Annotated in this window: 9 protein-coding genes; 8 read left to right on the top strand and 1 reads right to left on the bottom strand. The window is 74.2% G+C overall.

The annotated features are described in order from the left end of the window. Positions 1 to 39: 39 nt before the first annotated feature. The 8 genes from ACZ4A5_RS09290 (at position 40) to moeZ (ending at position 9,445) form a co-directional block, all read left to right on the top strand. Positions 40 to 981: an ABC transporter permease gene (locus ACZ4A5_RS09290; RefSeq protein WP_467580304.1), complete on the top strand. Its 942-nt coding sequence runs from the start codon at positions 40 to 42 to the stop codon at positions 979 to 981. Continuing rightward, positions 978 to 1,967 carry an ABC transporter permease gene (locus tag ACZ4A5_RS09285; protein WP_467580302.1) on the top strand — a complete coding sequence of 330 codons (990 nt, stop codon included), beginning with the start codon at positions 978 to 980 and terminating at the stop codon, positions 1,965 to 1,967. Before ACZ4A5_RS09290 ends, ACZ4A5_RS09285 begins: the two co-directional genes overlap by 4 nt. Continuing rightward, positions 1,964 to 3,586, top strand: coding sequence for an ABC transporter ATP-binding protein (locus ACZ4A5_RS09280; RefSeq protein ID WP_467580299.1), 1,623 nt, complete (start codon positions 1,964 to 1,966; stop codon positions 3,584 to 3,586). The genes ACZ4A5_RS09285 and ACZ4A5_RS09280 overlap by 4 nt, the downstream gene beginning before the upstream one ends. Before the next feature lie 168 nt (positions 3,587 to 3,754). Continuing rightward, entirely contained in the window at positions 3,755 to 5,344 is a 1,590-nt protein-coding gene (locus tag ACZ4A5_RS09275) for a DUF3492 domain-containing protein (RefSeq protein WP_467580296.1), read from the top strand. Beyond that, positions 5,341 to 6,459 (top strand): hypothetical protein, encoded by a 1,119-nt coding sequence (locus ACZ4A5_RS09270; protein WP_467580293.1) that lies wholly within the window; start codon positions 5,341 to 5,343, stop codon positions 6,457 to 6,459. The genes ACZ4A5_RS09275 and ACZ4A5_RS09270 overlap by 4 nt, the downstream gene beginning before the upstream one ends. A 46-nt stretch (positions 6,460 to 6,505) precedes the next feature. Further along, on the top strand, positions 6,506 to 7,420 hold the full coding sequence (locus ACZ4A5_RS09265) for an NAD-dependent epimerase/dehydratase family protein (RefSeq protein ID WP_366002751.1): 915 nt from the start codon (positions 6,506 to 6,508) through the stop codon (positions 7,418 to 7,420). Then, positions 7,408 to 8,187 (top strand): spherulation-specific family 4 protein, encoded by a 780-nt coding sequence (locus ACZ4A5_RS09260; protein WP_467580290.1) that lies wholly within the window; start codon positions 7,408 to 7,410, stop codon positions 8,185 to 8,187. Before ACZ4A5_RS09265 ends, ACZ4A5_RS09260 begins: the two co-directional genes overlap by 13 nt. Before the next feature lie 79 nt (positions 8,188 to 8,266). Continuing rightward, positions 8,267 to 9,445 (top strand): adenylyltransferase/sulfurtransferase MoeZ, encoded by a 1,179-nt coding sequence (gene moeZ / locus ACZ4A5_RS09255; protein WP_467580287.1) that lies wholly within the window; start codon positions 8,267 to 8,269, stop codon positions 9,443 to 9,445. Positions 9,446 to 9,572: 127 nt separating this feature from the next. On the opposite strand, the gene ACZ4A5_RS09250 is transcribed toward moeZ, so the two are convergent. Continuing rightward, positions 9,573 to 11,126: an alpha/beta hydrolase gene (locus ACZ4A5_RS09250; protein WP_467580284.1), complete on the bottom strand. Its 1,554-nt coding sequence runs from the start codon at positions 11,124 to 11,126 to the stop codon at positions 9,573 to 9,575. Positions 11,127 to 11,153: the final 27 nt, after the last annotated feature.

Below are 11,153 nucleotides of genomic sequence, written 5' to 3'. Positions count from 1 at the left end.
TGACCTCCTGCGGATCCCCCCCCTTCTCCCTCGGGGGGGGTGGGGCGCCCCCCCCCCCCCCCCACCCCCCCCCTCCCCCCCCCCGCCGTGCTGGGCCTGCTCATCCTCCTCGCCCTCGGCGCGCCCCTGCTGGCCGCGCTGGAGGGGCAGGACGTCAACGCCTACCACGACACGCTCGTGGACTCCGCGCGCGGCGGAGTGCCGCTCGGCTCCTTCGGCGGCGTCAGCGCCGACCACTGGCTCGGCGTCGAACCGGGCACCGGACGCGACCTGTTCGTCCGCCTCCTGTACGGCGCGCGGGTCTCGCTCATGGTCGCCGTCGGGGCGACGCTGGTGCAGGTGCTCGTCGCCGTCACCGTGGGCATCGCCGCCGCGCTCGGCAACCGCTTCGTGGACAGCCTGCTCAGCCGGATCACCGAGGTGATGATCGCGCTGCCGCTGCTGGTCTTCGCGATCGCGCTGACGGCCGTCGTCCCCACCGGCTTCCCCCGCCCCGTCCTGCTCATCCTCGTGATCGGCCTGATCTCCTGGGGCGGCCTGGCGCGGGTCGTCCGCGCCCAGGCGCTCAGCCTGAAGAAGCTCGACTACGTCTCGGCCGCGTGGCTCGCAGGCGGCTCGACCTGGCGCATCGCCCGGCGCGAACTGCTGCCCGGACTCGCCGCGCCCGTGATCACCTACGCGGTCTACCTGCTGCCGTCCAACATCGTCCTGGAGGCGTCCATGTCGTTCCTCGGCGTCGGCGTCAAGCCTCCGACCCCCTCCTGGGGACAGATGCTCTCGTCGGCCACGACGTGGTTCCGCGCGGACCCCATGTACGTGCTGCTCCCGGCGCTGCTGCTGTTCGTCACCACGCTCGCCTTCACCGTCTTCGGTGACGCCGTGCGCGTCGCGCTCGACCCGCGCGAGGCGTCCAGGCTGCGGGTCGGCCGCGCCCGGAAGAGCAAGGCCGCCACCGGCCCCGCGGGGGGAGAGACGGCATGACGCTCTACTTCCTGCGCCGCGCGCTCGGCGCCGTCCTCGTGCTCCTGGTGATCTCCGTGGTCATCTACGCGACCTTCTACGTCGCACCCGGCGACCCCGCGAAGCTCGCGTGCGGACCGCGCTGCAGCCCCGAACAGCTGCGGCAGGTACGGGAACAACTCAGCCTCGACGACCCGGTGTACACGCAGTACTGGCACTTCCTGCAGAGCGTCTTCGTCGGGCACGACTACTCCACCGGCACCGGCGTGATGCACTGCGACGCGCCCTGCTTCGGCCTGTCGTACCAGAACGACCAGCAGGTCACCGACCTGATCACGCAGCGCCTGCCCGCCACCCTCTCCCTCGCGTCCGGCGCGATGGTCCTGTGGCTGCTGCTGGGCGTCGGCACCGGACTGCTGTCCGTCGCCCGGCGCGGCGGGACCGTCGAGCGCCTGCTCACGTGGTTCACGCTCGCCGGCATCGCGACCCCGGTCTTCATCAGCGGACTCGCGCTGCTGATGGTCTTCTGCGCGTATCTGGAGTGGCTGCCCTTCCCGTCCTACGTGGCGCTGACCGACGACCCTGAGCAGTGGGCCTGGAACATGCTGCTGCCGTGGGTCGCCCTCGCCCTGCTCGAATCCGCGAAGTACGCCCGGATGACGCGGAGCGCCATGCTGGAGACCCTCGCCGACGACCACATCCGCACCTTCCGCGCGTACGGCGTCACCGAGCGCGCGATCATCGGCAAGCACGCGCTGCGCGGCGCGGTCGCGCCGGTCATCGCGATGTCGGCCGTCGACTTCGGCTCGATGCTGGGCGGCGCGATGCTCACCGAGACGATGTTCGGCCTGCCCGGCATCGGACAGCTGCTGGTGCACGCCGTGCAGACCGTCGACCTGCCGGTCGTCGTCGCCGTCGTCATGCTCATCGGCGCCGCCGTGGTGATCGCCAACATCGTCGGCGACCTGCTCTACGCCGTCGCCGACCGAAGGGTGGCCCTGCGATGACCGAACCCCTGGTGAAGGTCACCGACCTCGCCGTCTCCTTCCCGGCCGGCGACGGCTTCGTGCGCGCCGTGGACGGGCTCTCCTTCGAGCTCGCCCACGGCGGGGCGCTCGCCCTCGTCGGCGAGTCCGGCTCGGGCAAGAGCACGGTGGCGTACGGCCTGCTCGGGCTGCACCGCTCCACCGGCGCCCGCGTCACCGGTGACCTACGCGTGGCGGGCCACGACGTGCTCACCGCCGGCGAGGCCGAACTGCGGCAGGTGCGCGGCGGGGTGGCGGCCATGGTCTTCCAGGACCCGCTCTCCTCGCTCGACCCCTATCAGGCCATCGGTGACCAGATCGCCGAGGTCCACCGCGTCCACCGGCGCGGCACGAGCCGGCGCGCGGCCCGCGCCCGCGCCGTCGAGGTGCTCGACCGGGTGGGCATCCCGGAGGCGCACCGGCGCGCGCGCTCCCGCCCGCACGAGTTCAGCGGCGGCATGCGCCAGCGCGCCCTCATCGCGATGGCGCTCGCCTGCGAGCCCCGGCTCCTGGTCGCCGACGAACCCACCACCGCGCTCGACGTCACCGTGCAGGCGCAGATCCTCGGCCTGCTGCGCGAACTGCGCGCCGAGACCGGCATGGGCCTGATCCTGGTCACCCACGACCTGGGGGTGGCCGCCGACAGCGTCGAGGAGCTGCTGGTGATGAAGGACGGCCGCGCCGTCGAGCGCGGCCCGGTCCGCGAGCTCCTCGACGCGCCCGGCGAGGACTACACGCGTGACCTGTTGGCGGCCGTGCCGCGGATAAACGTCCGCCGTCCGGGTGTACGCCCCGCGCGGCCCGAAGGCCCTGAAGACGGGGCCCTGCTCGAAGCCACCGGCCTGACCCGGGAGTTCGGGCGCGGCAAGCGGGCCGTCACCGCCGTCGACCAGGTCTCGCTGACCGTACGCGCCGGTGAGACCGTCGGCGTCGTGGGGGAGTCCGGCAGCGGCAAGACGACGCTGGGCCGGATGCTCGTACGGCTGCTGGAGCCCTCCGGCGGCGAACTGCGCTACCAGGGACGGGACATCGGCGGGCTCACGGCGGGCGAGCTGCGGCCCTTCCGCTCCGAGCTCCAGATGGTCTTCCAGGATCCGGTCTCCTCGCTCAACCCGCGTCGCAGCGTCGGCGAGTCCATCGCCGACCCGCTGCGCGTGGCGGGGAAGCTCACGGACGCCGAGATCGTCGCCCGGGTGCGCGAACTGCTGGAGCGGGTCGGGCTCGACCCCGGCTCCTACGACCGCTATCCGCACGAGTTCAGCGGCGGCCAGCGGCAGCGCGTCGGCATCGCGCGGGCGCTCGCGCCCGAGCCGAAGCTGATCGTCTGCGACGAGCCGGTGTCCGCCCTCGACGTCACCACCCAGGCGCAGGTCGTGAAGCTGCTCGGGGAGCTCCAGCGCGATCTGGGGCTCGCGCTCGTCTTCATCGCGCACGACCTCGCCGTCGTGCGCCAGGTCAGCGACCGGCTGGTCGTGATGCGCGGCGGGCGGATCGTGGAGGAGGGCCCGGCGGACGCCGTCTACGAGAACCCCCGGCACCCCTATACGCGGGGCCTGCTGGCGGCCGTGCCGCGGCTCGAACAGGAGGAAGCCGCCGCATAGCGCGAAGCAACGTCCCATCTCCGGGAAAGTCACCTCTGTTCACCCCTTCCGGTGGCGCGACGGACAACCGTCCGTCGCGCCCCGTGGCGGCGCGCATAGCGTGCTCCCGCTGCCGTTCGGCGGCGGTCGGCGTGGCCACAGTGGACAGACGGGGGTGCGTGCGTGCGCGTGGGACTCCTCACGGAGGGTGGGTATCCGTATGCCGCGGGCGAGGGCGGTCAGTGGTGCGACCAACTGGTGCGCGGGCTGGCCGGGCACGAGTTCGAGATCTATGCGCTGAGCCGGGGGGCCCGCCAGGAGCGCTGCGGGTGGTACGGCCTGCCGGAGCACGTCCGGCGGGTGCGCACCGCCCCCCTGTGGGGCGACCCGCCGGAGGTCTGGGAGGGAGCGCCCGGCGGGGCGTACGGCAAGCGCGAACGGCGCCGGTTCGGCGAGCACTTCGCGGAGTTCGCGGCGGCCGTCTGCTCGGTCGGCGCGCCCCCCTCCGGACCGGCCGACGACCCGGGCCCCACCGGCTGCTCCAGTGATCAGGCGTACCGTTTCGCCGACGCTCTCCACGGCCTCGCCGACCTGGCGTACGACGCCGGAGGACTCGGCACCGCCCTCCGCTCGGAGCAGGCCCTGCGCGCCCTGGAGGCGGCCTGCCGCGCGCCCGGCGCACACCCGGCGGTCTACGGCACCCGCGTCGCCGACCTGCTCGCCGCCTCCGCGCTGCTGGAGCGCGCGCTGCGGCCGCTGTCCCTCGACTGGTACGGCGCGACCGACGGCGACCGGGGGCTCGCCGCGGTCGACCTCTGCCACGCCACCTCCGCCGGGCCCGCCGCCCTCCCGGGCCTGCTGGCCAAGCGTTTCTTCGGTACCCCGCTCCTCGTCACCGAGTACGAGGTCCGGCTCCGGGCCTACTTCCTCAACAGCGCCGCCAGCGCCGCCGGCCTGTCCCTGCCCGTACGGACCCTGCTCGCCGCCTTCCACCGGCTGCTGACCGCCGAGGTCTACCGCCGCGCCGATCTCATCACCCCCGGCGACGCGCAGGTGCGGCGCTGGCAGGAGCGCTGCGGAGCCGACCGCGAGCGGCTGCGCACCGTGCCCCCCGGAGTCGACGAGCGGCCTTACGAGGACGTCGGCGAGGGCGCCGAGGGCACGGTCGTCGACGACGGGCGCACGCTCGTGTGGGCGGGCGGGCGCACCGAGCCGTATCTGTGGGAGGCCCTCGCCCTGGTGCGCGCGGCCGAGCCCGGCGTCCGGCTGCGGGTCGTCGGCACCCCGCTGCCCGGCAACCAGCCGCCCGACGGCGTCCGCTTCGAGGAGTCCGCGAGCCCGGAGACGTACGCGGCGGGCAGCGTCGTCCTCGCGGGGGCCGCGGACGGCTTCCCGCTGCCGCTGGTGGAGGCGATGTTCTGCGGCCGCGCCACCGTCTCACCGGACGCGGGCACCGTCCGGGAGGTCATCGGCGGCACCGGCCTGGTCGTCCCGCCGCGCGCCCCCCGCGAGCTCGCCGACGCCTGCCTCGCCCTCCTGCGCGACCCCGAGCGGCGCGCCCGCCTCGGCGCGGCCGCGCGCGCCCGGGCCCTCGAACTCTTCACCGTGGAACGGCATGTGACGGCCTTCGGCGGCATCTATCTCGAACTCATCTCCCACGCGCCGGTGCGGCAGGACGCCCCCGCCGACCCGTCGGTCCCCTTCGCCCACGCCGCCGGAGCGCACCCCCCGCTCTCCTGGTCCGCACGCCAGGCACCCACCTGGGCGGGCCGCCGATGAGCACACCCCTGCGCGACAGCGGCGCCGCGACAGCCGCCGGCATACCCTCCGCCGGCACCAGCGCCGCGGCGCCCGCCGACCCGGTCAAGGCGCTCCTGCACCGCCACCGCGAACTGTGCGTCCGGGCGGTCGACCCACTGGAGATCGCGGCGGTCCTGGAGGCCCGGGGCATCGCCGAACGCGTGGCCGCCGAATGCCGGCACCGCGATGTCTTCTCCCTCGCCGAGGAGCTCTACGCGCGCGTGCGCCGCGACCCGGCACCGGCCGCGTGGGGCTCCGGCGCACACGCGGCGCCCGGGCGAGCGGCACCCGCGCCCCCTTCGGGCCCGGACGGCTGGTGGACCGCCGGGCGGTGCGCGGCCCTCTGGCTGGCCGCCTACGCGCTCCTCGGCGACCCGCTGCTCACCGTGCTGCTCGACGGCCGCCCGGCCGGTCGACTCGACCTGCCCCGCGCCCTGTCGGCCGCCGCCCCCACCGCCGTCGCCCTGGCCTGTGCCGTCCCCCTGGCCGCCTGGTGCGCGCGCTGGTACGCCCTGCGCGTGTGCCACGCGCTGGCGGTCAGCCGGACCCTGGGCGCCTTCCGTACGCGCGCCTGGCCCGTCCTCATGACCGCGACCGGGCTGTTCCTCGGCGCGCTGCTCGCGCTCCTGTGGGCCCTGCACGCGGCACTGGACCGGCACGCCCTCCCGTACCCCGCGGCCCCGCTCGGCGCCGCCACGGCACTCGGCGGGCTGCTCTTCCTCGCCCGGCTGACGGCCGTGCGCGGCTGCGCCAGAGCGGCCGCCCTCGCCGTCCTCACCGCCTGCGCGGCCGAAGCCGTGCCCCTGCTCGGGGCCTGGCTGCCGGGCGGCGGCGGGCCCGCGGGCGCGCTCGCCAGGGCCGCCGCCACCCACGGCCCCGCCGTCGTACCCCTCGTGGCCTGCGCCGTCCCCGCGCTGGTCCTGCTGGGCCGCGCCCTCCCCGCGCTGTCCCGGGCCTCCGCCCACCGGCGCGGCGCGCCCGCGATCACCGACCCCGCCGGCCCGGACACCTCCCCCCTGCCGCAGGCACCGGGGACCCCGGCCCGGCCACCGCACCCCGAGCCGCACACCCCGTCAGAGGAGCAAGGAAGATGACCGTTCACCCCACCCGCACCGCCGGGCGAGAGCGAGGGCGCGACCGATGAGGGTCCTGTTGCTCGGCGCCAACGGCTATCTCGGGCGCTACGTGGCCGACCGGCTGCTCGCCGACCCCGCCGTCCAGCTCACCGCCCTCGGCCGCGGCGACGACGCGGACGTCCGCTTCGACCTCGCCAGCGGCAGCCCCGGAGCGCTCACCCGGTTCCTCAACGCGGTGCACCCCGGGGTCGTGATCAACTGCGCGGGCGCCACCCGGGGCGGTGCCCGCGACCTCACCCGGCACAACACCGTCGCGGTCGCCACCGTCTGCGAGTCGCTGCGCCGCAGCGGCTGCGGCGCCCGCCTGGTGCAGGTGGGCTGCTCCTCCGAGTACGGGCCCTCGCAGCCGGGTTCCTCCACCGCGGAGGACGCCGTGCCGCGCCCCGGCGGCCCGTACGGCGTCAGCAAGCTCGCCGCCACCGAACTCGTGCTGGGCTCCGGCCTGGACGCCATCGTGCTGCGGGTCTTCTCGCCCGTCGGACCCGGCACGCCCGCCGGGTCGCCGCTCGGCCGGCTCGCCGACGCCATGCGGCGCGCCATGCAGAGCGGCGACAGCGAGCTGAAGCTCAGCGGCCTCGGCGTGCAGCGGGACTTCGTCGACGTGCGGGACGTCGCCCGCGCCGTCCACGCCGCCTCCCTGTCCGCCGCCCAGGGCGCCGTCAACATCGGCACCGGCCGCGCGGTGCGCCTGCGGGACGCGGCGTCCCTGCTGGCCAGGGTCGCGGGCTTCGGCGGCGCCCTGCACGAGCTGGACGACCCGCACCTGGGCTCCCCGCCCGCGTACCCGTACCCCGACGGCTGCGGCAGCTGGCAGCAGGCCGACGTCCGCACCGCCCGCGACCGGCTCGGCTGGCGCCCCAGAATCGGGCTGGAGGAGTCACTGGCCGACATCTGGATGGAGGCCGCGTGTCGCATCTGAGCCCCTCGGGCCACCGGGGCGCCGCGCGCGCCGCCGCGCGGCCGCTGCGCTTCGGCGTCCCCGGCTTCGCGCACCCGCTGCTCGCGCCGGCCGAGTGGGGCGAGCTCGTGCGGCCCGATGTGCCCGTGGACTGGGTGGTGTTCGGGGCCGGGGCGCTGGGGGAGTGCGGCAAGGCGTCGGGCGGCCCCGGCACCCGCCCGGACCCGCACTGCCTGGCCGCCGCCGGCCGGCTGCGCGAGGCGGGCGTCCGCGTCCTCGGACACCTGGACGCGGCGTTCGGGGCGCGGCCCTTCGCGGAGCTGCTGTCGGAGGCGCAGCGCTACCTCAACTGGTACAAGGTGGACGGCTTTTCGGTGGACGCCGCCCCCACGGACCCGGCCGCGCTGCCCGGCACCCGGCGCACCGTCGCGGGCCTGCGCACGCTGCTGGAGCGGGCCTATGTGGTGCTCCAGCACGGCACCCACCCGTGCCCCGCCTACGCGGGCCTGGCCGACCAGTTGGTGACCTTCCGGGGACCGTGGTCCGCGTACCGCCGCGTCCAGGCGCCCGACTGGACGGCCGCCCACCCGCCCGAGCGCTTCTGCCACCTCGTGCACGGCGTGCCCCGGCAGCAGCTGGCCGAGGCGCTGGGCACCGCCCGGCGGCAGGGCGCGGGCACGGTCTACCTCACCGACCGCTCGGACCAGGACGAATCGGACCCCTGGGAGGTGATGCCCGGCTACTGGGACGAACTCGTCTCGCGCATCGGACCTGGTGTCTCGGAATGAGGCGGGGCGTGGCAGTGTTACGCCGAAGAGCACCCCGCACCTGCGGGGACGACCCTTCCGTCCGACCTACGGAGACCCCGTGTCGCTGCCACCCCTAGTCGAACCGGCTGCCGAGCTCACCGTTGACGAGGTTCGCAGGTACTCCCGCCACCTGATCATCCCGGACGTGGGGATGGACGGGCAGAAGCGGCTGAAGAACGCCAAGGTGCTCTGTGTGGGCGCGGGCGGTCTGGGGTCGCCGGCGCTGATGTATCTGGCGGCGGCGGGCGTGGGCACGCTCGGCATCGTGGAGTTCGACGAGGTCGACGAGTCCAACCTCCAGCGGCAGATCATCCACAGCCAGGCCGACATCGGGCGCTCCAAGGCGGAGTCCGCCCGGGACTCGGTGAAGGGGATCAACCCCTATGTGAACGTCGTCCTCCACCAGGAGCGCCTGGAGGCGGAGAACGTCAAGGAGATCTTCTCCCAGTACGACCTGATCGTGGACGGCACCGACAACTTCGCCACCCGCTATCTGGTCAACGACGCCTGCGTCCTGCTGAACAAGCCGTACGTCTGGGGCTCGATCTACCGCTTCGACGGCCAGGCGTCGGTCTTCTGGTCCGAGCACGGCCCCTGCTACCGCTGCCTCTACCCCGAGCCCCCGCCGCCGGGCATGGTGCCCTCCTGCGCCGAGGGCGGCGTGCTGGGCGTGCTGTGCGCCTCCATCGGCTCGATCCAGGTCAACGAGGCGATCAAGCTGCTGGCCGGCATAGGCGAGCCGCTGGTGGGCCGACTGATGATCTACGACGCCCTGGAGATGACCTACCGGCAGGTCAAGGTCCGCAAGGACCCCGGCTGCGCGGTCTGCGGGGAGAACCCCACGGTCACCGAGCTCATCGACTACGAGGCGTTCTGCGGCGTCGTCTCCGAGGAGGCCCAGGGAGCGGCCATGGGCTCGACGATCACTCCCAAGCAGCTCAAGGAGTGGATCGACGGCGGCGAGACCATCGACATCATCGACGTCCGCGAGCCCAACGAGTACGAGATCGTCTCCATCCCGGGCGCCCGGCTGATCCCGAAGAACGAGTTCCTGATGGGGAACGCCCTCCAGGACCTGCCGCAGGACAAGAAGATCGTCCTGCATTGCAAGACGGGTGTCCGCTCCGCGGAGGTCCTGGCCGTCCTGAAGTCCGCGGGCTTCGCGGACGCGGTGCACGTGGGCGGTGGCGTCATCGGCTGGGTGAACCAGATCGAGCCCGAGAAGCCGGTGTACTAGGCGGGGGTCTCCGGCCGGCGCGGGCGGCCCTCCGCGGGCCGTCGTCTCCGCGCCGCCGCCTCGCAGCGGAGTCCTCGAACGCCGGACGGGCATGAATGCCGCCCGTCCGGCGTTCCGCGTTCCTCCGTCACGAACACGTCGTCCCCCCGGAGGGGACCTTGCCGTCCAGCAGATAGCCGTTGACCGCGTCGACCATGCACGGGTTGCCGCTGTTGTACGCCCCGTGCCCCTCGCCCTTGTACGTCACCTCGACGCCCACGCCCTTGCCGAGCCGCCGGGCCATCTGCTGCGCACCGGCGTAAGGCGTCGCGGGGTCACCGGTGTTGCCGACGACGACGATCGGCGCCGAGCCCTGAGCGCTGACGTCCGGCGTCTTCCAGCCGCCCTTGACCGGCCAGCCGGTGCAGCCGAGGAGCGACCAGGCGGCGCCCTCCCCGAAGACCGGTGAGGCCGACCGGAACTGCGGGAGGTACTTCTTCACGTCGTCCACCGTGTAGCGCTGCTCGGCGTCGACGCAGGAGATGGCCCGGTTGGCCGCCTGGAGATTGCTGTAATGGCCGTCCGGGTTACGGCCGTTGAGAGCGTCGAAGAGCACCAGCAGGGTGTTGCCGGTGCCCTTGGTGGTGGCCTCGCGGAGGCCCGAGGTCAGATAGCGCCAGGTCTCCTTGGAGTAGAGCGCGGACGCGATGCCGTTGACGGCCTCGTCCTGTGTGAGCTTGCGGCCCTGCTGCGAGGTGGGCAGCGGGTTCGCGTCGAGGTCCTTCAGCAGGGTGGTGATGCGGTCCTGCGAGAGGCAGCCGGCCTGCGGGGTGCGGGCGGCGCAGTCCTTGAGGTAGTCGTCGAGGGCGAGCTGGAAGCCCTTGGTCTGCCCGAGACTGCCCTGCAGGGGGTCCTGCGTCGGGTCGACGACGGCGTCGAGGACCGCGCGTCCGACGTTCCTGGGGAACAAGTGGGCGTAGACGCCGCCCAGTTCGGTGCCGTAGGAGATGCCGAAGTAGTGCAGCTTGTCGTCACCCAGGGCGGCGCGCAGCCGGTCCATGTCACGGGCGGCGTTCACGGTGCCGACGTGGGGGAGCAGCTCGGCCGAGTTCTTCGCGCACGCGTCCACGTACGCCTTGTTGGCCGCCAGGGTCGTGCGCAGCTCCGCGTCGTCGTCCGGGGTGGCGTCGATCTGGGCGGCGGCGTCCAGCTCCTGGTCGCTCTGGCACGTGACGCCCGCGCTCGCGCCCACGCCGCGCGGGTCGAAGCTCACGAGGTCGTAGCGCTCCCGCAGCTTCTCGTAGCTCGCGGCCAGGCCCGGCAGCGTCGTCACCCCGGAGCCGCCGGGTCCGCCGAAGTTGAACACCAGGGAGCCGATCCGGTGATTCTGATCGCGCGCCTTCACCCGGATGAGCGCGAGGTCGATCTTCTTGCCGCCGGGCTCGGCGTAGTCCAGCGGGACGGCGAGCTTGGCGCACTCCCACTCCTTGCCGGGCGCCTTGCCGTCGCCGCCCTGGGCGTCGGTGGGCGCGGCGCACGCCGACCAGCGCGGGGGCGCCTGGGCGCCGGCGGACGCGTCGGCGCCCTTGGCATCCGTGGTGCTCGAACCGCCGCCACCGCCGCCACCGCACCCGGCGGTGGCGAGGACGACCGCGAGCGCGGTGGGGAGGAGGGCGCCGGCCCGTGGCCGCGAGGGAGTCATTCCACCGACTCTACGAGGCGACGGCCC

Source organism: Streptomyces sp. NPDC025618 (genome assembly GCF_055558795.1).
Note: the sequence above shows the minus strand (reverse complement) of the source record. Positions and strands in the feature narration are given on the sequence as shown.